Genomic DNA, 20,239 nt, shown 5'->3' with positions numbered 1-20,239 from the left:
GCTCATGACCTGCCCCGTCACCATCCGCATCCAGGAAGACGATTTCGACATCGCGCGCGAGATCGCGGTCCTGACCAGGAGCCGCACCGACATCGGCGCGGTCGTGAGCTTCTCCGGCATCTGCCGCGCCGATGAGGACAGTTCGAAGATCTCGGCGCTCACGCTCGAGCATTATCCGGGCATGGCGGAGGAAGAGATCCAGCGCCACGTCGACGAAGCCATCTCGCGCTGGCCGCTCAACGGCGTCACGGTCATCCACCGCGTCGGGCGGTTCATGCCGGGCCAGAACATCGTGCTGGTGCTCACCGCCTCGCAACACCGCCGGGCGGCGTTCGAAGCGGCCGAGTTCCTGATGGATTACCTGAAGACCAGCGCGCCGTTCTGGAAGAAGGAAGAGAGCGCCACCGGGACCGGCTGGGTCGAGGCCCACGCCCGCGACGACGAGGCTGCCGCACGCTGGACGAAATCCTGATGGCAAGAGCATCCAAGAAGACCACGCGCGGCCGCGCCGCACCGAAGCTTGCGAAAGCGGCACCCAAGCTCGCGAAGGTCGGCCGCGGCGAGTTGCTCACGCTGATCGATTTCGTCCGCTATGCGGTGAGCCGCTTCACCGAGGCCAAGCTGGCCTTCGCACACGGCACGACCGATCCGGTCGCCGAGGCCGTGTTCCTGGTCTGCGAGGCGCTGCATCTGCATCCCGACCAGTTCGAGATCTTTGGCCATGCCTGCGTCACCGCGGCGGAAGGCAAGATGCTGCTCGATCTCATCCACAAGCGCATCACCACACGCAAGCCGACGGCTTATCTCGTCAACAAGATCTACATGCGCGGCCTGCCGTTCTATGTCGACGAGCGCGTCATCGTTCCGCGCTCCTTCATCGGCGAGCTCCTGGATTCGCATTTCGGCGGCGACGGCGAGCCCGGCTCGCTGATCGACGACCCCACGGGGGTCGAGCGCGTGCTCGATCTCTGCACCGGCTCAGGCTGTCTAGCGATCCTCGCCGCGCATCATTTCCCGAATGCCACGGTCGATGCCGTCGACGTCTCCAAGGGCGCGCTCGAGGTCGCCGCGCGCAATGTCAGCGAGCACGGTTTCGATGACCGCATCACGCTCCACCGCGGCGATCTGTTCGCCCCGCTCGGCGATGCCAGGTATGACCTCATCATCACCAATCCGCCTTACGTGGATGCCGAAGGCATGGCGGCATTGCCGCCGGAATGCCGGGCCGAGCCGAAACTGGCCTTCGACGGCGGCGCCGACGGTCTCGACGTGGTGCGCCGGATCCTGCAAGACGCGCCCGATCATCTCACGGCGAATGGCGGCCTGATCTGCGAGATCGGCCGCGGCCGCGAGCTGGTCGACGAGGCGTTTCCGGAACTGCCGCTGCTCTGGCTCGACACCGAGGAATCCGAGGGCGAGGTGTTCTGGATTTCGGCCGCCGACCTCGGCTGATCCGTCGCGGCGATCACCGTCCAACGGAACAAGTCAAATTCCGCCACGTTCACCCCCCGACGAATTTCTCGCTCTCGGAGGATGTCCGCATGCTCGCGCCATCGGGTGAACTGCTGCGCGCCGGCATGGCGCTGAAGCTCAATCACGTCAAACGCGCTGCTCAATCCTATCTGCGTGACCAGACCAGCCACGCAACCGGCAAGGTGACATCCTACGCGGTGGCCGGCGGGCTGTTCGCGGTCGCGGGCCTGTTCGTGGTCGCGGCATTTTTCGTCGGTCTGGTCGCCCTCTACCGCTGGGTCGCGATCACCTACGGGCAATTCTGGGGCTTTGGTGCCGTCGGCGCCGTGCTGCTGGTGCTCGCCGCAGTCTGTGCCGGGATCGCGATGGCTCAGATGAAGCGCAAGGCCAAGCCGATCGTGCCGCTTGCGAGCCGGCTGCGGGTTGCGATCGCGACGCCGCGCATCCCGCGCGGAACGGTCAAGCAGGCAGTGAAGGAGGTGGCCACGACGATTCCCCTGGCGCCGCTCGCGCCGGGCGAGCGCGGCCATGGCGGCCGTCGGCCGGCAGGCGCCAACCGCCCCGTGCAGGTTGGCCTGATGCTCGCAGCAATCGGTCTGCTGGGCGTCACGGCTGCACGCCGCAGGCGCAACCGTCCCAGACTGGACGCTTGAGATGCAGGTGCGGCGCACGGAACAGCTCGATTCCTGGCTGCTGATCGCCGCCACGGCCGTGTTCGTGCTGACCGCCGAACGCTATTTCCAGGACTCCGGCCTTGGCCGGGCCGGACCTCCGCCGGACCATCGCAATAGCGAGGCGAACTCGCCGGAAACCAGCCCGGCCGGCGCGGCGGCGCAGCCCGGCCACGGCCGCCGCTCGAAAAGCCCGTTCGCGATCCCCTGGGCCGGCTGGAAGGACATCTTCTGGCGCACCTATCAGCGCATCGACGACGATCGCCTGCTCGCCACCGCCGGCGGCGTCGTGTTCTTCGGGCTGCTCGCGATCTTTCCGGCCGTCACCGCACTAGTCTCGTCCTACGGACTGTTCGCCGATCCCGCCACCATCAGCGACAACCTCCAGAAGCTGGCAATGATGTTGCCCCAGGGCACGTTTGAGATCGTCGAGGAGCAGGTCGGGCGCGTGGTGTCGAAGGGCAACACGGCGCTCGGCGCCACCTTCCTGTTCGGCCTCCTGCTCGCGATCTGGAGCGCCAATGCCGGGGTCAAGGCGATCTTCGACGCGCTCAACGTCGCCTATGAGGAGCGCGAGAAGCGCAGCTTCATCAAGCTGAACATGGTGTCGCTGGCCTTCACGGTCGGCGGCATTGTCGCGCTCCTGGTGATGGTCGGCACCGTCGTCGCCTTCCCGCTCGCCCTCGATCATCTCGGCATCGCCCCCGAGAGCAAGCTGATCGTCGCGCTGGCACGCTGGCCGCTGCTCTTCCTGATTCTCATGGTCGCGCTCGCCATCCTCTACCGCTTCGCGCCAAGCCGCGATGCGCCGCGCTGGCAATGGCTGAGCCCCGGCGCGCTGATCGCCGCCATTCTCTGGATCGCGGGCTCGTCGCTGCTGTCCTGGTATCTCTCATCCTTCGCCAATTACAACGCGACCTACGGCTCGCTTGGCGCGGCAATCGGCTTGATGATGTGGATGTGGATGTCGGCGATCGTCATCATGTTCGGCGCCGAGCTGAACTCGGAGATCGAGCGGCAGACCCTGCGCGACACGACGACCGGTCGCCCCAAGCCGCTCGGCAGCCGCGAGGCGGTCTCGGCGGACACGGTCGGCGCCACCGCACCCTTCTAACCAACGACGACGATCAGGCCGGAATTGATCCGGCCTGATCGCGCCGGATTTCACCGCTTGGTGATGACCGCTTCCAGATATTCGCTGTGCACGACGATCGTACCATCGTCAGCATGGTTGAACTCGCCGAGCAGCGCCAAGAGATCGCGCTTCAGCGCGGCCTGGCCGCTCTCGTCGAGCGCGGCGAACGCCTTCAGCATCGGCCCGTAGAAGGACTTGAAGACATCGAGCCAGTGGTCCGGCGAGCGGTAGCGGAACACGAACATGCGCGGCTCGGCCACGATCTCGGAAGCCTTGCTGCCGAACATCTCCTCGAGCCGCGCTGGGGTGCCCCACAGGGCCGGGGACTTCACGCCGGCGGGCGGAGCGACATGCTTGCCGATGGTCTTGAACAGCTGGCCGATGAACCCTTGCGGCGTCCAGTTGGCGAGGCCAATCTTGCCGCCTGACTTGCAGACCCGCGCGAGCTCGGAAGCCGCCTTGTCCTGGTCCGGCGTGAACATCACGCCGAAGGTCGAGAGCACGACGTCGTAGCTGTTGTCCGCAAACGGCAGCGCCTCGGCATCCGCCTCGCGGAATTCGACCGTCAGATGGTCCGCCGCCGCGCGCTCCTGCCCGCGCTTGAGCAGCGCCGGCACGTAGTCCGTGGACGTGACGTCGCACCAGCGCCGCGCCGCGGCCAATGTCGCATTGCCGTTGCCGGCGGCGACGTCCAGCACCTTGCTGCCGGCGCGTATGTCGAGTGCCTCACAGAGCTGCTCGCCGACGATCTGCAAGGTGGTGCCGACGACGGCATAGTCGCCGGACGACCAGGCGCCGTGCTGGCGATGCTTGACGGCGGCAAGATCGGGTGTGGCTGGCTTGAGTGCGGCGGATGTCGACATGAGCAAACTCCTGCGGGTTGAAAAACGCCGGGACGATAGGGCGCATGCGCATCGCTGGCCTTGAGAGCGGCGTTATTTTACGCTGAGGCCGCCTTGATTTCCGCGCGGGAGCCGAGGAGGGATTGTGACGTTTCAGTTCGAGGATTTCGTGCTCGATCCCGAGCGCCGCGAATTGCGGCGGGCGAACGCGCTCATCGCGCTCGAGCCTCAGGTGTTCGATCTCCTCATTTATCTCGTCCGCAACCGCGAGCGCGTGGTGACGCGGGACAATCTGCTCGACGCAGTCTGGAACGGCCGCGTCGTCTCGGAATCGACGCTGACCAGCCGCATCAACGCGGCAAGGCGCGCGGTCAATGACAACGGCGAGGAGCAGCGGCTGATCCGCACCATCGCACGCAAGGGCGTGCGCTTCGTCGGCGCGGTGACCGAGCACTCGGACGCAGCGAAGCCGGCGGCCTTGGCGGCGCCCACGACCGCAGCGCCGACCGGACTGCCGCTGCCCGATCGTCCCGCGATCGCCGTCCTGCCCTTCACCAACATGAGCGGCGAGCCCGAGCAGGATTATTTCTCCGACGGCATCAGCGAGGACATCATCACCGCGCTGTCGAAGCTGCGCTGGTTCTTCGTCATCGCGCGCAACTCCTCCTTCATCTACAAGGGCCGCACGGTGCATCTGCGGCAGGTCGCCGAAGAGTTAGGCGTGCGCTATGTCGTCGAAGGCAGCGTCCGCAGGGGCGGCGACCGCGTCCGCATCACCGCGCAGCTCAACGACGTCGCCACCGGCAGCCATCTCTGGGCCGAGCGCTACGACCGCGAGCTCGCCGACGTCTTCGCCGTGCAGGACGAGATCACCGAAGCCATCGTCGCCGCGATCGAGCCGCAGCTTTACGCCGCCGAAAATTTTCGCGCCGAGCGCAAGCCGCCCGACAGCATGGACGCCTGGGACCTCGTGATGCGCGCACTGTCGCATTACTGGCGCGTGACGCGGCAGGACCATGTGGTGGCGCAGGCGCTGCTCGAAAAGGCCATCGCGCTCGACCCGAACTACGGCAAGGCGCTCGGCCTGCTCGGCACCAGCTACATGTTCACTGCGCATATGGGCTGGATGGAGATGGCGAGGGCCATCACCGCTGCCGAGCGCGCGGCGCGGGCCGCGATCCGGGCCGACGACGAGGATGCCTGGGCGCATAATGCGCTCGGCCACGTCAACCTGTTCGCGCGGCGGTTCGACGACTCGCTCGCCGAATTCGAGACCGCGCTGCGGCTCAATCCGAATTTTGCGCTGGCACAGGGCTATTATGGTCTGGCCTTGGGCTATTGCGGCCGTTGGCAGGAGGCCGACGAGGCGGCACGCAGGGCGATCCGCCTCAGCCCGCGCGATCCCTATGCCCCCGTCTATTTCGGCATCGCCGCCTATGCCCGCTTCCTCGGCCGCGACTATCAGGAAGCCATCCGCCTCGCCCAGGAATCCCTGCGCCAGCGCAGCGACTTCGTCGGCGCACACCGGGTGCTGACCGCGGCCGCGGGCATGGCCGGTCAAACCGGGATCGCCCATGCCGCCCTGGAGGAACTCCGTCGCACCCAGCCGAACGTGTCGCTGGCCTGGATCGCCGAGTTCATGCCGATCAAGCTCGCCGCCGACCGCGAGCACTACCTCGAGGGCTTTCGCCGGGCCGGCTTGAAATAAGCCGCAACGAGGCTGCTATCCCCTCGAATCAACAATGATGTTAAGCTCGTGCGGCTTGGGGGAGCATGAGGCGTGACGGGGTTCGGACCGCGACCCGTGTTTTCCCGGGGTGAGGCAGTCAGCTCTTTGAGGCGTAACGCGCGGCATGATTCGCATTTCGACGATCTTCATCGCCATCTGCATGGTTCTGGTCGCCGCCTCGCTCGGGCTGGTGCTCTACTCGGTCGCCGGCATCAGCGGAACCGAATCCGCGATCGTGGCGCTGACCGCGCTCACCTTCCTGATCCTCTACAATGCGGTGTCGATGCGGCTGCGCGACCGCAGCGATGTCGGCGGCCAGATCGCAGACCTCTCGCGCGGCACCGCCGATCTCGCCCGCCAGGTCGCCGAGTTCGGCCGCCGCTTAGCTGCGATCGAGGGCCGCATCGCCTCGTCCAATTCGACCAACTCCGACCGCATCCAGTCGGTGGTCGGCGAGATCAACGAGCTTGGCGGGCTGGTCAAGCAGCTCGCCACCACGGTGTCGGCGCATGAGGATCTCCTGGCCGGCGCGGCGCCAGGGCCCTCTCCCTCTCCCGCTCCCGTCGCGAGGCCGGAGTCGGAGGCGCCAATCGACCTGCTTGCACCGTTCGATCAGAAGCCGGTGGCCCCTCCCCCGCTTGCCGCACCGCCATCACGCCCCGCCGCACCGGCGTTCCAGACCCAGACCGCCAATCAGGCTCACGCCGCCAGCGGCCGCAACCAGACCCAATTGCTGGCGACGCTGCGCAACGCGGTCGACGAGAACCGCATCGACATCTTCCTCCAGCCGATGGTGACGCTGCCGCAGCGCAAGGTGCGGTTCTACGAGGCCGTGACGCGGGTCCGCGACGAGCGCGACCAGCTGATCGCGGCCGAGGAGTTCATCAGCATCGCCGAGGCCTCCGGGCTGATCGGGCGCATCGACAACATGGTGATGCTGCGCTGCGTGCAGGTGCTGCGGCGCCTGATGGTGCGCAACAAGGATGTCGGCGTGTTCTGCAACGTCGCGGCCTCCACGCTCGGCAATTCCACCACCTTCGCGCAATGCCTCGACTTCCTCGAAGCCAACCGGGCGCTGGCGCCCTCGCTGGTGCTGGAGTTCAAGCAATCGACCTTCCGCAATCTCGGCCCGGCCGAGACCGAGAATCTCGCCGCGCTGGCCCAGCGCGGCTTCCGCTTCTCGATCGACCATGTCACCGATCTCAGGATCGAGCCGCGCGAGCTCGCCGATCGCGGCGTGCGCTTCATCAAGGTGCCGGCGACGCTGCTGCTCGACCCCAGGCAGGCGTCGACCTCTGACATCCACCCGTCCGACCTTTCCGACCTGCTGGGCCGCTTCGGCATCGACCTGATCGCCGAGCGGATCGAGGGCGAGCGGGCCGTGGTCGATCTGCTCGACTATGACGTGCGGTTCGGCCAGGGCTTCCTGTTCGCGCCGCCGCGGCCATTGCGGCCGGAGGGGGCATCTGCTACCGGCGGGGCCGCGCCGAACCAGGCGCAGGACATTCAGGGATCCAATGGCTCCGCTTCCCCCAGCCCAGGCTCAACATCAAGCGCGACGTCAGCCGCAGCTCCGACACAACGCATCACCGGTAACGCCGCGCTCGCGCGCCGCATCTGATCGGCCGCGCACGTCATGACCACGCTGCATTTCGCCCAAGGCCTGCGCGAGCTCGTGGGCGGCGTCGAGGTCGTGCTCAGCGACATCTGGGGCGTGGTCCATAACGGCCTCGAATCCTTCCCCGAAGCCTGCGAGGCGCTGCACACCTATCGCAGCCGCGGCGGTACGGTGATCCTGATCACCAACGCGCCCCGCCCGGCCGACTCCGTGCAGCGGCAATTGCGCAAGCTCGGCGTCGCCGACGAGACCTATGACGCCATCGTGTCATCGGGCGATTTGACCCGGCTCTATGTCGCCAAACATCCCGAAAGCAAGATGTTCTGGCTCGGCCCCGAGCGCGACAATTCGATCTACCGCGGCCTCGATGCGACCACCGCGCCGCTGGAAGAGGCCGACTACATCGTCTGCACCGGCCTCTATGACGACGAGACCGAAACGGCGGAAGATTATCGCGGCATGATGCTGAAGGCGCGCGAGCGCAATCTGACGCTGGTCTGCGCCAACCCCGACATCGTGGTCGAGCGCGGCGACCGGCTGATCTATTGCGCCGGCGCGATCGCGGAGCTGTATCGGGAGCTCGGCGGCGAGGTGATCTTCTACGGCAAACCGCACCGGCCGATCTACGAGCGCGCAATGCGGCTCGCCGGCGAACGCCAGGGCCACATGATCGACCGGAAGAAGGTGTTGGCGATCGGCGATTCCGTCCGCACCGACCTGACCGGCGCGCGTGAGTTCGGCATCGACTGCCTGTTCGTCACCCGCGGCATCCATGCCGAGGAGTTCGAGGGCCTCGACCAGCTCGACCCGAACTCGGTGATGGAATTGTTCGGCCATCCGCCGAAGGCGCTGATGCGCGAATTGACGTGGTAGTGGCGCGGCGATCCGAAGCGACGCCAACTTAGACCAATTGCTAAGTGCCAGACGTCGTCATGGCCGGGCATAGCCGTCCGAAGGACGGCGTCCGCTTCCGCTCGCCTACGCCCCGGCCATCCCCGCCTTCGCTTTTTGCATCCAAGAACGTGGATGCCCGGGACAAGCCCGGGCATGACGATCTCTATAGATAGCTCTTTTGTGGTCAGGCCGCGCTTACGCGCTCGCCATGTCCGGGAAGACCGCCTCGATCTTGGTCTTCAGCGTCGCCGCGTTGAACGGCTTGACGATGTAATTGTTCACGCCGGCCTTCTTGGCCGCGATCACGTTCTCGGTCTTCGATTCCGCCGTGATCATGATGAAGGGCGTGGTGGCGAGATTGGGATCCGCGCGCACCTCGCGCAGCAGGTCGTAGCCCGTCATCGGCTCCATGTTCCAGTCGGAAATCACGAGCCCGTACTTCTTGCCGCGCATCTTGTTCAGCGCCGCCGAACCGTCGCTGGCATCATCGATATTATCGAAGCCAAGCTGCTTCAGCAGATTCCGGATGATACGGATCATGGTGCTATAGTCATCCACCACCAGAACCGGCATCGACAAATCAACCGCCATCTCGACTCCCCCAACGCATAACCCAGGAATATTACGATCGGACCTGCCAGACCGGAGCCCGGCGGTTCCACGCTCAAGGACTAGCATCAAGGCGTTAAACAGCCCGTTAACTGGGGAGGCCTTCGAAGAATTGAAATCGTGTTCAATCCGGTCCCACCCAACCGCTTGACTTCATCTGGCCGGTCGCGCCACGGTCCCGGCCGGTCCCGCCGGATCCGAGAATTCCCCTGATGGCTCCGCCTTTTACCGTTATCCGCGACAGCACGCCGGATTCCGCCATTCCCCGGGGCGCCGTGGTCGCCATGGGCAATTTCGACGGTGTTCATCTCGGCCATCGGGCCGTGATCGCTGCGGCCTTGGAAATGGGCCGGGCGCATGGCCGTCCTGCACTGGCGTTGACCTTTGAGCCGCATCCGCGGCGGTTTTTCAGCCCCAACACCCCGCAATTCCGCCTGACGGACGAACGGGCCAAATTGCGGCTTCTGGCCGGCACCGGGCTTGCCGGCGCCGTGGTCATGACCTTCGACAAGGCGCGCGCCGGCACCAGCGCGCAAGACTTCATTCACCATGACCTGATCGGGCGCCTCGGCGTCAGCGGGATCGCGGTCGGCTACGACTTCCATTTCGGCAAAGGCCGCGTCGGCTCGCCGGGCCTGCTGGTCAACGAGGCACCCCGGCTCGGCATCGAGGTCGACGTGCAGCCGCATGTCGATATCGACGAGCGGCCGGTCTCCTCCAGCGCGATCCGGATCGCGCTTGCCGAAGGGCTGCTGAATGATGCCACCACCATGCTGGGCGCGCCTTGGTTCATCACCGGCGAGGTGATCCACGGCGAGAAGCGCGGCCGCGACCTCGGCTACCCCACTGCCAATATCCGCCTGGATGCCAATTGCGGGCTCAAGCACGGCATCTATGCGGTGCGGGTCGGCCGCGGGCCCGAGCGGGTGGAAGGGGTCGCGAGCTTCGGCCGCCGCCCGACCTTTGATAATGGCGCCCCGCTCCTGGAAATCTTCCTGTTCGACTTCAAGGGCGACCTCTACGGCCAAACGCTCGACTGCGCCTTCGTCGGCTTCATCCGCGAGGAGCTGAAATTCGACAGTTTGGAGGCCCTGATCCGCCAGATGGACGACGATTCCGCCCGCGCCCGCACTATCCTGGCCGCCGCCCCGGACGCGTTTCCGCGGCTTGGCGTGATCGATTGAGGCCCGAATCCGACCCGCCGAACCTTTGCGCTTGCCCCGCCCGGCTGCTATGGAGGGCCCATGTTTGCGCGGCGCATCATAGGGATTAGCGGCCCGGCTTCCGCCTGAGCCTGAAGGCTCGGCGCAAGACCGGGATTTTGACGTTTCACCCCGCGATTCCCTGTCGCCATCCGTTCCCGCGCCCTTCCGAGCCAGTCAGCCTCATGTCCGAAAAGCCGCAAAAGTCCCAAAAGTCTGAAGCCAAAGACTATTCGAAGACCCTGTTCCTTCCGCAGACAGAATTCCCGATGCGCGCCGGCCTGCCGCAGCGCGAGCCGGAGATCCTGAAATATTGGAACGACATCGGTCTCTACGACAAGCTGCGCAAGGACGCCGAAGGCCGCGCCAAGTTCGTGCTGCATGACGGCCCGCCCTACGCCAACGGCAACATCCATATCGGGCACGCGCTGAACAAGATCCTCAAGGACGTCGTAACCAAGAGCCAGCAGATGCTCGGCTTCGACTCCAACTACGTGCCGGGCTGGGACTGCCACGGCCTGCCGATCGAATGGAAGATCGAGGAGGAGAACTACCGCAAGAAGGGCAAGCAGAAGCCGGATTTCCGCGACTCCGCCGCGATGGTGGCGTTCCGGAAAGAATGCCGCGCCTATGCGACGCACTGGATCAACGTGCAGCGCGAAGAGTTCAAGCGGCTCGGCATCATCGGCGACTGGGATCATCCCTATCAGACCATGAGCTATCCGGCCGAAGCGCAGATCGCGCGCGAGCTGATGAAGTTCGCCGCCAACGGCACGCTCTATCGCGGCTCCAAGCCGGTGATGTGGAGTGTGGTCGAGAAGACCGCGCTGGCGGAAGCCGAGGTCGAATACGAGGACTACACCTCCGACATGGTGTGGGTGAAGTTTCCCGTCACCTCGCCCGCGCATGGTGCGCTCGCCAATGCCTCGGTCGTGATCTGGACCACCACGCCCTGGACGCTCCCGGGCAACCGCGCCATCTCGTTCTCGCCGAGGATCGCCTATGGCCTTTATAAGGTGACGGATGCGCCGGCGGACAATCGGGCCAAGACCGGCGATCTCCTGATCCTGGCCGATGCGCTGGCCGCAGAGGTGTTCAAGCAGGCGCGCGTCACGTCCTACGAGAAGGTGCGCGACATTCCCGGCGACACGCTGGATGCCGTCGAATGCGCCCATCCCCTGCGCGGTCTCGGCGGCGGTTACGAGTTCATCGTGCCGCTGCTCGCCGGCGAGCATGTCACCGACGATACCGGTACCGGCTTCGTCCACACCGCGCCGAGCCACGGCCGCGAGGACTTCGACGTCTGGACGGCCAACACCCGCGAGCTCGATGCGCGCGGCATCTCGACCGCGATCCCCTACACCGTCGACGAGAACGGCGCCTACACCGCACAGGCCCCCGGCTTCACCGGCAAGCGCGTGCTCAACGACAAGGGCGAGAAGGGTGATGCCAACGAGGCCGTGATCAAGGCGCTGATCGAGGGCGGCAAGCTGCTGGCGCGCGGGCGCCTCAAGCACCAATATCCGCATTCCTGGCGCTCGAAGAAGCCGGTGATCTTCCGCAACACGCCGCAATGGTTCATCGCGATGGACAAGGACGTCAGCGAGAACGGCCATGCGAAGAAGGGCGACACGCTGCGCGCCCGCGCGCTGCATGCGATCTCGGTCACGCAATGGGTGCCGCCGTCCGGCGAGAACCGCATCAACGGCATGATCGCCAACCGCCCCGACTGGGTGATCTCGCGCCAGCGCGCCTGGGGCGTGCCGATCGCCGTGTTCGTGCGCGAGAAGGCCGATGGCTCGGCCGAGATCCTCCAGGACGAGATCGTCAACCAGCGCATCACCGAAGCCTTCATGGAGGAAGGCGCCGACGCCTGGTACATGGACGGCGCCCGCGAGCGCTTCCTCGGCTCCCGCGCGAGCGAAGACTGGAAGAAGGTCGACGACATCTGCGACGTCTGGTTCGATTCAGGCTCCACGCACGCCTTCGTGCTGGAAGATCGCCAGAACTTCCCGCAGCTCGGCAACATCGTTCGCAAAGTCGACGGCGGCGACGACACCGTGATGTATCTCGAAGGCAGCGACCAGCATCGCGGCTGGTTCCATTCCTCGCTGCTGGAGAGCTCGGGCACGCGCGGCCGCGCGCCTTACGACATCGTGCTGACCCACGGCTTCACGCTCGACGAGAACGGCCGCAAGATGTCGAAGTCGCTCGGCAACACCGTCGAGCCGCAGAAAGTGATCAAGGATTCCGGCGCGGACATCCTGCGCCTGTGGGTCTGCGCCACCGACTATGCTGACGACCAGCGCATCGGCCCGGAGATCCTGAAGAACACCATCGAGACGTACCGCAAGCTGCGCAACTCGCTCCGGTGGATGCTCGGCACGCTGCATCACTTCAAGGCGAGCGAGAAGATCGCCTATGCCGAGATGCCCGAGCTCGAGCGGCTGATGCTGCACGAACTGGCCGGGCATGCCGAAACCATCCGCAAGGCCTATGCCGCGTTCGACTACAAGACCGTGGTCGCAAGCCTGTCGGCTTTCATGAACTCCGAGCTGTCGGCGTTCTACTTCGATATTCGCAAGGACACGCTGTATTGCGATCCGCCGTCCTCGGTGGCGCGCAAGGCCGCGCTCACCGCGATCGAGCTTTTGTGCGATGCCCTCTTGAAGTGGCTCGCGCCTATCCTGAGCTTCACCACGGATGAGGCCTGGCGGATGTTCCGTCCCAAGGCGGAGCCGTCGGTCCATTTGACCTTGTTCCCCACGGATATTGAAAGCCTGCGCGACGACAGGCTCGCCGCGAAGTGGGAGACGATCCGCAACGTCCGCCGCGTCGTCACCGGCGCGCTCGAGCTCGAACGCGCCGCCAAGAACATCGGCTCCTCGCTTGAGGCCTCACCGGTGATCTATGTCGCCGACAGGGAGATGATGATGACGCTGTTCGACGTCGATCTCGCCGAAGTCTGCATCACCTCGAACTACGAGGTGCGCGAGGGCGAGGCGCCGGCGAGCGCGTTCCGCCTCGATGCCGTCCCCGGCGTCGCGGTCGCGATCGAGAAGGCGGTCGGCACCAAATGCGCCCGCTCCTGGAAGATCTCGCCGAGCGTCGGCGAGGACGCCGAATATCCCGACGTCACCCCGCGCGATGCTCAGGCACTGCGCGAATGGAAGGCGTTGGGCGTGAGCGTCTGATCGGCCAGCCATGACCCCGCTCCGCGCCGGCATCCTCTCGGCCGTGGTCACGGTCATCCTCGACCAGGCCTCGAAACTCTGGCTGCTGAACGTGTTCGACCTCGCCCATCGCGGCGCGGTGCGGGTGACGCCGTTCTTCGACCTGGTGCTGGCCTGGAACATCGGCATCAGCTTCGGCTGGCTCCAGAACGACGGCCAGGCGGCGCAGATCGCGCTGATGGCGGTCAAGGCCATCGCCGTGGTGGCGCTGGCGATCTGGATGGCCCGCTCGCACACCCTGCTGGCGACGGTCGCGCTCGGCCTGATCATCGGGGGCGCGATCGGCAACGGCATCGACCGCCTCGCCTATGGCGCGGTGGTCGATTTCGCCCTGCTCCACATCGAGATCGCCGGAAATACCTATAATTGGTACGTGTTTAACCTCGCCGACGTGGCCATCGTTGCTGGGGTGGCGGCGCTATTGTATGATTCCTTCCTGGGGGTACCCGCCGCAAAAGCGCCCTGATCCCGGCCGATACGGACCGACAGGTGGAACCCTGCTTTTGCGAAGGTTAGGCCGCGCGCGAGCGGCAATCTGCCACAATATGGAACAGGTACAGCGATGCGCAGCTCGAAAACCAGCGGTTCAATGGTTCGAGATCCCCAAGGCGGGGTCTGGCGGGCGTTGAAAGTGTCCGCTGTCGCGCTCGGCATCGGTCTCGTCATGGCGACGGGCGCCGCCCGCGCCGGTGATGACGAAGATGAAGATGACGGGATGACCTTCGAAGAGAGGCTCATCGACAATCTGATGTCCGGCATCGGCGCCAAGAGCATGGAAAAGCCCGGCATCGAATACCGCGAGCGCTCGCCGCTGGTCGTGCCGCCCAAGCTCGACCTGCCGCCGCCGGCCGGCGCCCAGGCCAAGAATGCGCCGAACTGGCCGAAGGACCCCGACGAGAAGCGCCGCAAGGAGGCCATTGCCGCGCGGAAGAAGGCGGTCAAGGCGACCGAGAACTGGCAGGCGGGCCGCACCCTTTCACCGGCCGAGATGGAAGTCGGCAGGACCGCGGCGCCCGAGCGTACCAGCAATGATCCGATTCAGCCGGGCACCAACTCCAATCCGTCGCTCAGTCCCGCCCAGCTCGGTTTCAGCGGCGGCCTGTGGGGCATGCTGAAGGGCGGCACCCCCGAAGAGAAGCAATTCACCAGCGAGCCGCCGCGCCAGTCGCTGGTCGAGCCGCCGCCGGGCTACCAGACGCCCTCGCCGAACTACACCTACGGCGCCGGCAAGGACAACACGAAGAAGACCTACTTCGACATCATGTCGGGCAAGGACAAGGAACAATAACGTTCCGTCCCAACGCGACATACTGACACAAGCGGACCTGGCGCCGGCGGCCCCTGCACGCCGGCCGCGATCGATAAATTGCCTATCAGTAACTTGCCTGCGCGTTGAGTTTGCTGCTTCGTGACGCGAAGCCTCAGCCGCGCGGCGTAGCATACCGCGCCACCGAGCCGGAGATCCGGACCTCGGCCTCTCACCAGGGATCATGATGTCCTCTTACCGATCGGCCGCCTGCCTCCTTGCCGCGCTGCTTTCGACGAGTGTCCTCTCAGCCAGCGCCCTCGCCCAGACCACTGTGACATCGGCTCCGCCTGCCAGCTTCACGCTCGACAACGGCATGCAGGTCGTGGTGATCCCGGATCACCGCACGCCCGTAGTCACCGAGATGATCTGGTACAAGGTCGGCTCGGCCGACGAGACGCCGGGCAAGTCCGGCCTCGCGCACTTCCTCGAGCATCTGATGTTCAAGGGCACCTCGAAGCATCCGGTCGGCGAATTCTCCCAGACCGTGCTCCGCGTCGGCGGCAACGAGAACGCCTCGACGTCGGTCGACTACACCAACTACTACCAGCGTGTTCCGAAAGAGCAGCTGCCGACCATGATGGAGTTCGAGGCCGACCGCATGACCGGCCTGATCCTCAAGGACGAGAACGTGCTGCCGGAGCGCGACGTCGTGCTCGAAGAGTACAACATGCGCGTCGCCAACAATCCGGATGCGCGGCTCAACGAGCAGATCATGGCCGCGCTCTATCTCAACCATCCCTACGGCCGGCCGGTGATCGGCTGGCACCAGGAGATCGAGAAGCTCGATCGCGAAGATGCGCTCGCCTTCTACCGCCGCTTCTACGCGCCGAACAACGCGATCCTGGTGATCGCCGGCGACGTCGAGGCCGCCGACATCCGCCCGCTGGTCGAGCGCAATTTCGGCGCGATCCCGGCCCAGCCCGCGATCCCGGCGCGTCGCGTCCGGCCGCAGGAGCCGGAGCCGGCGGCGCCGCGCACCGTCACATTGGCGGACCCGCGCGTCGAGCAGCCGAACCTGCGGCGCTATTATCTGGTGCCGTCGGCGACGACCGCCGCGGCCGGCGAAAGCGCAGCGCTCGACGTGCTGGCGCAGCTGATGGGCAGCGGCAGCAATTCCTATCTCTACCGCGCTCTCGTCGTCGACAAGCCGCTCGCGGTCTCAGCCAGCGCCAGCTATTCGAGCATCTCGCTCGACCCGACCCAGTTCGCGATCTCGGCCGCGCCGAAGCCCGGCGTCAGCTTCACCGAGGTCGAGCAGGTGATCGACGGCGTCATCGCCGACATCGCGCAGAATCCGATCCGCGCCGAGGACCTCGAGCGGGTGAAGACCCAGCTCATTGCCGAGGCGATCTACGCCCAGGACAACCAGGCGGTGCTGGCGCGCTGGTACGGCGGCGCCCTGACCACGGGCCTGTCGATCGAGGATATCAGGAGCTGGCCTGACCGCATCCGGGCGGTCACCGCCGAGCAGGTGCGCGCTGTCGCGCAGAAATGGCTCGAGAAGAAGCGCTCGGTGACCGGCTATCTGATCAAGGACACCGCCACCGCCAAGCGCGAGGAGAAGCGTTCGTGACCTATCCCTTCCTTCGACGCGTTGCCTTCTCCCTTGCCGCCGGCGCGGCGCTTGCGCTCGCGACCGTTTCGCCGTCGCAAGCGGCCGCAAAGATCCAGCGCCTGGTCTCGCCCGGCGGCATCGAGGCTTGGTTCGTCCAGGACGCGACCGTGCCGCTGATCGCCATGGAATATTCCTTTGCCGGCGGCTCGGCGCAGGATCCCAAGGACAAGTCGGGCGTCGCCAATCTCGTCGGCGACCTGCTCGACGAGGGCTCCGGCGATCTCGATTCCAAGACCTTCCATGAGCGGCTCGATCGCCGCGCCATCGAGCTCTCCTTCAGCGCCACCCGCGATACGTTCCGCGGCAGCCTGCGCATGCTGCGCGACAACAAGGACGAAGCCTTCGACCTGCTCAGGAGCGCGCTGACCTCGCCGCATTTCGACACCGCCGATGTCGAGCGCATCCGCTCGCAGGTGATCTCCGGCCTGCGCCGCGAGACCACCAACCCGACCTCGCTGGCGAGCCGCAAATTCCTCGAGGTCGCCTTCGGCGATCATCCCTACGGCCGGCAGACCAACGGCACGCTGGAGAGCGTGCCGACCATCACGGTCGCCGACCTGAAAGATTATGTCGGCCGCGTCCTCGCCAAGGATGGGCTGAAGATCGCGGTGGTCGGCGACGTCGATCCCGAGACCCTCGGCAAGCTGCTCGACCACACCTTCGGCAGCCTTCCCGCCAAGGCCAACCTCACGCCGGTTCCCGACATCGAGGCGGCCAAGCCGCCGCAGCGCGCCTTCGTGACGCTCGACGTCCCGCAGACCGTGATCACCTTCGGCGGCCCCGGCGTGAAGCGCAGCGATCCCAACTTCATGGCGGCCTATGTCGTCAACCACATCCTCGGCGGCGGCGGACTGTCCTCGCGGCTCTATCGCGAGGTGCGCGAGAAGCGTGGCCTCGCCTATTCGGTATTCGAATCGCTGCTCTGGATGGAGCATTCGGCGGTCTTCATCGGCAACACCGGCACGCGCGCCGACCGCGCCGGCGACACCATCGATGCCATCGAGAAGGAGGTGCGCCGCATCGCCGAGGAGGGCCCGACGCAGAAGGAGCTCGACGAGGCCAAGTCCTACCTCAAGGGCTCGCAGATGCTGGCGCTCGACACCTCCTCCAAGCTCGCCCAGGCGCTGCTGCAGTACCAGCAGGACAAGCTGCCGATCGACTATATCGAGAAGCGCAACGCCATCGTCGACGCGGTGACGCTGGACGACGCCAAGGCCGCCGCCAAGCGCCTCTGGGGCCAGGGCCTGCTGACCGTCGTGGTCGGCCGCACCCCGCAGGCCGCGGCGCAACCGGCGACGAAGTCGAACTGACCCCTTCTCTATACGCTTCTCAGATGGCCGGGCTCGTCCCGGCCATTTGCGTTTGCATGAGCGCCATTGCCGAACGTGGACGTCCGCGATATGTCCGGGCATCACGAATGGTGCCATCATGCTGCGGATATCCCGCGATCTCGTCATCGACGAGGACGACATCGAGATCGGCTTTGTCCGCGCCTCCGGCCCGGGCGGTCAGAACGTCAACAAGGTCGCGACCTCGGCCCAGTTGCGTTTTGACACAAGCAAGCTGGCGATCCCGGAGGACGCAGCCATCCGGCTCACCCGCATCGCCGGCCAGCGCATGACCAAGGACGGCGTGATCGTGATCCACGCGCAGCGTTTCCGCACCCAGGAGCGCAACCGCCAGGACGCCATCGACCGCCTCGTCGAGATCCTCAAGGAAGCCATGGTGCGCCCGACGCCGCGCCGCGCGACGCGGCCGACCTTCGCCTCCAAGCAGCGCCGGCTCGACGGCAAGAAGCGCCGCAGCGACGTCAAGGCCGGCCGAGGCGGCCGCTTCGACGATTAGCAGGCACAGGTAAAAAAACTCCGGCCGCAACGCGACCGGAGTTTTCAGTGTCACCCGGCGGGATTAGTAACGCTTGGATGGGGCGGCGCCGCCCGCCGTGGGATCGTCGGCGGTCCCCTTGTGCGCAGCGCTGCCCGTGGTGCCGACCGTGCCTCGGGTGCCTTTGCTCGGCTTCATGCCGGTCTTCTCACCCGCCGCGCCGGGCTGAGCGTTCATCTCCTCATCGCCACTGCCCATCGTGCCTTGCATGGGCTTGCTTTGCACGGTGCCGCCTGTCTTGGCGGGCGGGGCGCCTTGCGCGAGAACGGGCGTCGCAATGAGAGCCGACAGGGCGCATGCGATCATCGAGGTCTTCACCAACTTCATCCATTTCTCCTGGATTTTTTCGCGATCAGTGGCTCGGCGGCTCCCCACGCCGCTCGTCTGCACCGGGCCATCGCATCGCGTAGAGAGTTCGAGCGGCGCGGCTGTCATGCAATGCGCATGGTGTGGTGATCGTTTAGGGATTTGACGGCGCTTTCGCGGAATTGTGCTCCGCATATAAGGCAGCGCGGAACACCACATGCCGCGCGCAGCGAAAATAGCCCGCTACTACCACCGCATCTTTGGCGACGCCTAGAGTTTGCGCACACTGGATTTGATGTGGACGGGCGAGCCTTGACGATGCGCGCAGTCGTGCTGGGGTTGTGCACCGCGATGGTGCTGGTGGTGCGGATCGCCGATGCGCAAATGCCATTGCCGGTCGCAAAGCCGCCGGATGGCGCGGCGCTGTTCAAGCAGCAATGCGCGGTGTGCCACACCACGAGTTCGTCGGAGCCGACGCGGCAAGGCCCACCACTGGTGAAGATCGTCGGCCGCCCAGCCGGCAAGGTCGACGGTTTCAAATACTCGGAAGCCCTCGCGAAGGCGGACTTCGCCTGGGACGAGACCAGGCTCGATGCATGGCTGACCAATCCGCAAGCCGTCATTCCCGGCGTGACCATGGAGTACCGGCAGGCCAAGCAGGAGACGCGCGCCGCCATCATTGCTTACCTCAAGGAGCAGAACTGAATGGCAAAGCCCGTTCATTCCATGATCCGCGTGCTGGATGAGGCGCGCTCGCTCGACTTCTACAGGCGTGCCTTCTGTCTCGAAGTCGCCGACCACCTGAAATTCGCGGACTTCGCCCTGATCTATCTGCGTCACCCCTCCTCACCTTTCGAGGTCGAGCTGACGGTCAATTTCGATCGCAAGGAGCCCTATGCGCTCGGCGATGGCTACGGCCATCTCGCCGTGGTGGTCGAGGATCTCGATGCCGAACATGCCCGCTTCGAGCGCGAGAAGCTCGCACCGGGCCCGTTACGCGATTTCAAGCACGACGGCAGGACGCTGGCGCGCTTTTTCTTCGTCAGCGATCCCGACGGCTACAAGATCGAGGTGATCCAGCGGGGCGGACGCTTCGGCTGATCACAGAAAATCCAAATCACAAAAATCCACGGAGGAATGCCATGAGAGAAGTCGATCGTCGAAGCAAGCACAGCCGCCGCGTCTTTCTCAAGGGCGCGGCGACCGCCGTGCCGGTCGTGGCTGTCGCGACCAGCGTCGCCGTCAGCATCGAGGACGCCTGGGCCGATGATGCCACCGCGCTCTCGCCTGCGACGATGAAGACGCTGCTGAAGGTCGCGCGTGACATCTATCCGCACGATGTGCTGGGCGACAGCTATTACATCATCGCGATCAAGCCGTGGGACGGCAAGGCCGCCAAGGATCCCGCCGTCAAGGCTCTCATCAGCGACGGCATCGCAAGGCTCGATCAGAACGCGAAGGATCGTCACAAGGCGCCCTATGCCGAGGTGCCCTGGGAGGCCGATCGCGTGGTGCTGCTGAAGGAGATCGAGGGAAGCGACTTCTTCCAGAAGGTGCGCGGCGACCTCGTCGTCTCCCTCTACAACCAGAAAGAGGTCTGGCCTCGCTTCGGCTACGAGGGCTCTTCCGCCGAGCACGGCGGCTACATCAACCGCGGCTTCGCCGACATCGACTGGCTGCCGAAGGCTTAATCGCACCCCAACGGTTCAGGAGAACGCA

The 20,239-nt window shown here is 65.6% G+C and carries 20 protein-coding genes; 17 read left to right on the top strand and 3 right to left on the bottom strand.

Annotated features, from left to right (window positions below; all coding sequences use genetic code 11):
* The first annotated feature begins 4 nt into the window (after window positions 1–4).
* The 4 genes from AAFG16_RS05965 to AAFG16_RS05950 all read left to right on the top strand — a co-directional run bounded on the left by AAFG16_RS05965 (window position 5) and on the right by AAFG16_RS05950 (window position 3,258).
* Complete coding sequence (locus AAFG16_RS05965) at window positions 5–472, top strand: molybdenum cofactor biosynthesis protein MoaE (RefSeq protein ID WP_342738011.1); 468 nt, start codon at window positions 5–7, stop codon at window positions 470–472.
* Window positions 472–1,452 (top strand): 50S ribosomal protein L3 N(5)-glutamine methyltransferase, encoded by a 981-nt coding sequence (prmB, locus tag AAFG16_RS05960; protein ID WP_342738009.1) that lies wholly within the window; start codon window positions 472–474, stop codon window positions 1,450–1,452. The genes AAFG16_RS05965 and prmB overlap by 1 nt, the downstream gene beginning before the upstream one ends.
* Window positions 1,453–1,541: 89 nt before the next feature.
* Entirely contained in the window at window positions 1,542–2,126 is a 585-nt protein-coding gene (locus AAFG16_RS05955) for a phage holin family protein (protein WP_342738007.1), read from the top strand.
* A gap of 1 nt (window position 2,127) precedes the next feature.
* Window positions 2,128–3,258 (top strand): YihY/virulence factor BrkB family protein, encoded by a 1,131-nt coding sequence (locus AAFG16_RS05950; RefSeq protein ID WP_342738005.1) that lies wholly within the window; start codon window positions 2,128–2,130, stop codon window positions 3,256–3,258.
* Window positions 3,259–3,308: 50 nt separating this feature from the next.
* Here AAFG16_RS05950 and AAFG16_RS05945 read toward each other — a convergent pair whose 3' ends face one another.
* Window positions 3,309–4,142 carry a class I SAM-dependent methyltransferase gene (locus AAFG16_RS05945; RefSeq protein WP_283083942.1) on the bottom strand — a complete coding sequence of 278 codons (834 nt, stop codon included), beginning with the start codon at window positions 4,140–4,142 and terminating at the stop codon, window positions 3,309–3,311.
* A gap of 124 nt (window positions 4,143–4,266) precedes the next feature.
* Here AAFG16_RS05945 and AAFG16_RS05940 point away from each other — a divergent pair, with 124 nt between their 5' ends.
* From AAFG16_RS05940 to AAFG16_RS05930, 3 genes are all read left to right on the top strand, one after another.
* Window positions 4,267–5,829: a winged helix-turn-helix domain-containing protein gene (locus AAFG16_RS05940; RefSeq protein ID WP_283083941.1), complete on the top strand. Its 1,563-nt coding sequence runs from the start codon at window positions 4,267–4,269 to the stop codon at window positions 5,827–5,829.
* A gap of 145 nt (window positions 5,830–5,974) precedes the next feature.
* On the top strand, window positions 5,975–7,471 hold the full coding sequence (locus AAFG16_RS05935; protein WP_342738003.1) for an EAL domain-containing protein: 1,497 nt from the start codon (window positions 5,975–5,977) through the stop codon (window positions 7,469–7,471).
* Window positions 7,472–7,486: 15 nt separating this feature from the next.
* A complete protein-coding gene (locus tag AAFG16_RS05930; RefSeq protein WP_342738001.1) occupies window positions 7,487–8,341 on the top strand; it encodes a TIGR01459 family HAD-type hydrolase in 855 nt (284 codons plus the stop codon).
* Between the two features lie 216 nt (window positions 8,342–8,557).
* On the opposite strand, the gene AAFG16_RS05925 is transcribed toward AAFG16_RS05930, so the two are convergent.
* The gene (locus AAFG16_RS05925; protein WP_027551917.1) at window positions 8,558–8,953 is read right to left on the bottom strand and encodes a response regulator; all 396 of its coding nucleotides are present in this window, start codon (window positions 8,951–8,953) and stop codon (window positions 8,558–8,560) included.
* A 230-nt stretch (window positions 8,954–9,183) separates the two neighbouring features.
* Between AAFG16_RS05925 and AAFG16_RS05920 the strand changes: the two genes are divergently transcribed.
* From AAFG16_RS05920 to arfB, 7 genes are all read left to right on the top strand, one after another.
* Complete coding sequence (locus AAFG16_RS05920) at window positions 9,184–10,155, top strand: bifunctional riboflavin kinase/FAD synthetase (protein WP_342737994.1); 972 nt, start codon at window positions 9,184–9,186, stop codon at window positions 10,153–10,155.
* A 203-nt stretch (window positions 10,156–10,358) separates the two neighbouring features.
* Window positions 10,359–13,367 carry an isoleucine--tRNA ligase gene (ileS, locus tag AAFG16_RS05915; RefSeq protein WP_342737992.1) on the top strand — a complete coding sequence of 1,003 codons (3,009 nt, stop codon included), beginning with the start codon at window positions 10,359–10,361 and terminating at the stop codon, window positions 13,365–13,367.
* Between the two features lie 10 nt (window positions 13,368–13,377).
* Complete coding sequence (lspA, locus tag AAFG16_RS05910) at window positions 13,378–13,872, top strand: signal peptidase II (protein ID WP_283083936.1); 495 nt, start codon at window positions 13,378–13,380, stop codon at window positions 13,870–13,872.
* A gap of 96 nt (window positions 13,873–13,968) precedes the next feature.
* The gene (locus AAFG16_RS05905) at window positions 13,969–14,694 is read left to right on the top strand and encodes a hypothetical protein (RefSeq protein WP_283083935.1); all 726 of its coding nucleotides are present in this window, start codon (window positions 13,969–13,971) and stop codon (window positions 14,692–14,694) included.
* A 205-nt stretch (window positions 14,695–14,899) separates the two neighbouring features.
* Entirely contained in the window at window positions 14,900–16,288 is a 1,389-nt protein-coding gene (locus AAFG16_RS05900) for a pitrilysin family protein (protein WP_342740857.1), read from the top strand.
* Window positions 16,285–17,640, top strand: coding sequence for a pitrilysin family protein (locus AAFG16_RS05895; RefSeq protein ID WP_342737990.1), 1,356 nt, complete (start codon window positions 16,285–16,287; stop codon window positions 17,638–17,640). The genes AAFG16_RS05900 and AAFG16_RS05895 overlap by 4 nt, the downstream gene beginning before the upstream one ends.
* A gap of 118 nt (window positions 17,641–17,758) precedes the next feature.
* A complete protein-coding gene (arfB, locus tag AAFG16_RS05890; protein ID WP_283083933.1) occupies window positions 17,759–18,175 on the top strand; it encodes an alternative ribosome rescue aminoacyl-tRNA hydrolase ArfB in 417 nt (138 codons plus the stop codon).
* 63 nt (window positions 18,176–18,238) lie between these two features.
* Here arfB and AAFG16_RS05885 read toward each other — a convergent pair whose 3' ends face one another.
* Window positions 18,239–18,649 carry a hypothetical protein gene (locus tag AAFG16_RS05885; protein ID WP_342737988.1) on the bottom strand — a complete coding sequence of 137 codons (411 nt, stop codon included), beginning with the start codon at window positions 18,647–18,649 and terminating at the stop codon, window positions 18,239–18,241.
* Window positions 18,650–18,838: 189 nt separating this feature from the next.
* Here AAFG16_RS05885 and AAFG16_RS05880 point away from each other — a divergent pair, with 189 nt between their 5' ends.
* The 3 genes from AAFG16_RS05880 to AAFG16_RS05870 are packed head-to-tail and all read left to right on the top strand — an operon-like array spanning window position 18,839 to window position 20,211.
* Window positions 18,839–19,225, top strand: a complete 387-nt coding sequence (locus tag AAFG16_RS05880; protein ID WP_342740856.1) for a c-type cytochrome — start codon at window positions 18,839–18,841, stop codon at window positions 19,223–19,225.
* Window positions 19,226–19,621 (top strand): VOC family protein, encoded by a 396-nt coding sequence (locus AAFG16_RS05875; RefSeq protein WP_283083931.1) that lies wholly within the window; start codon window positions 19,226–19,228, stop codon window positions 19,619–19,621.
* Window positions 19,622–19,662: 41 nt separating this feature from the next.
* Window positions 19,663–20,211 carry a gluconate 2-dehydrogenase subunit 3 family protein gene (locus AAFG16_RS05870; protein ID WP_283083930.1) on the top strand — a complete coding sequence of 183 codons (549 nt, stop codon included), beginning with the start codon at window positions 19,663–19,665 and terminating at the stop codon, window positions 20,209–20,211.
* Window positions 20,212–20,239 lie beyond the last annotated feature (28 nt).

It is taken from the genome of Bradyrhizobium sp. B117 (genome assembly GCF_038969555.1).
Classification (GTDB): Bacteria; Pseudomonadota; Alphaproteobacteria; order Rhizobiales; family Xanthobacteraceae; genus Bradyrhizobium.
Note: the sequence above shows the minus strand (reverse complement) of the source record. Positions and strands in the feature narration are given on the sequence as shown.